We start from the raw sequence: 1,257 nt of genomic DNA on the forward strand, positions 1-1,257 counted from the left end.
GATCGACTCAGGGGACCGTGAAGCCCTGCGCGGCGAAATTGGCGATGTGCTGTTCGTGATGGCCAATCTGGCCCGCAAGCTGGATATCGAGCCCGAGGACGCCCTGCGCGCCACCAACGCCAAGTTCGTCCGCCGCTTCCAGTTCATCGAGGCCGCCCTCGCCCAGCGTGGCCGCACCGCGGACCAATCGGACCTGGCGGAGATGGACGCCCTGTGGGACGCCGCAAAAGTCGCTGAGCGCGCCTAGACCTCGTCTTCGCTCATCGAAGCCGCGCCAAGGTCGATACGAGGGAAGAGCTGCTCGAACTGGCCCAGGGCCTTCGGGGTCAGACGGACCGTCATAAGCACTCCGCCATCGTCTGCGGTCTCCCGTCCGATCACTCTGCCGTTCTGGTAGAGCCAGGCGACGGCCGCACCCTCCCCCGCAGGCAGATGAGCCTCAATGGCCGGGGACTCGTCGACAAGTCCCGCGACGGCCGCAAGCAGGGGCTCGACCCCCTCACCGGTCACCGCCGAGGCCAGAAGCGCCGGGGGGTGAGCCCGCCGGGCGTCACCCTCCAGCATGGATCTATCTTCTGGATCGGTCAGGTCGATCTTGTTCCAGACTTCCAGCACCCGGCGCTCCGCCATGTCGACGCCCAGACGTTCAAGCACCTCCCGAACATCGGCGGCTTCAGCTGCGCTCTCGGGACTGGCGATGTCGCGGACATGCAGGATGACGTCGGCCTCCTTGACCTCTTCCAGGGTGGCGCGGAAGGCCTCCACAAGTTCGTGCGGCAGGTCAGAGATGAAGCCCACCGTATCCGACAGGATGGCCGGCCGACCATCGGGCAGGTTCAGCATCCGCAGGGTCGGGTCGAGGGTGGCGAACAGCATGTCCTCGGCCATGACCGCCGAATTGGTCAGGCGATTGAACAGGGTCGACTTGCCGGCATTGGTGTAGCCCACGAGGGCGACGACCGGATAGGGCCGGCGCTTGCGGGCCGAACGCTGCAGGGTGCGGGTGCGGCGGACCTCCACCAGCTCCTTCTTCAGGCGGCCGATCTTTTCGGCCAGCAGCCGGCGGTCGGTTTCGATCTGGGTTTCGCCTGGACCGCCCATGACGCCGAAGCCGCCCCGCTGGCGTTCCAGGTGGGTCCAGGTGCGGACCAGGCGCGAGCGCTCATAGGAGAGCCTGGCCAGCTCCACCTGAAGCCGGCCCTCGCGGGTGCGCGCACGTCTGGCGAAGATTTCCAGGATCAGGCCGGTGCGGTCGAT

General features: G+C 67.1%; 2 protein-coding genes. One reads left to right on the top strand and one right to left on the bottom strand.

The features are described from left to right. Positions 1 to 247: MazG nucleotide pyrophosphohydrolase domain-containing protein (locus Q7V15_RS08190; protein WP_304754984.1), on the top strand; the 247-nt coding region annotated here is incomplete at its 5' end. On the opposite strand, the gene hflX is transcribed toward Q7V15_RS08190, so the two are convergent. Continuing rightward, on the bottom strand, positions 244 to 1,257 hold a 1,014-nt coding region (hflX, locus tag Q7V15_RS08195; RefSeq protein ID WP_304754985.1), incomplete at its 5' end, for a GTPase HflX. The two genes, Q7V15_RS08190 and hflX, sit on opposite strands and share 4 nt — an antisense overlap.

Origin of the sequence: Phenylobacterium sp. (assembly GCF_030651755.1) — a bacterium.
Lineage (GTDB): Bacteria > Pseudomonadota > Alphaproteobacteria > Caulobacterales > Caulobacteraceae > Phenylobacterium.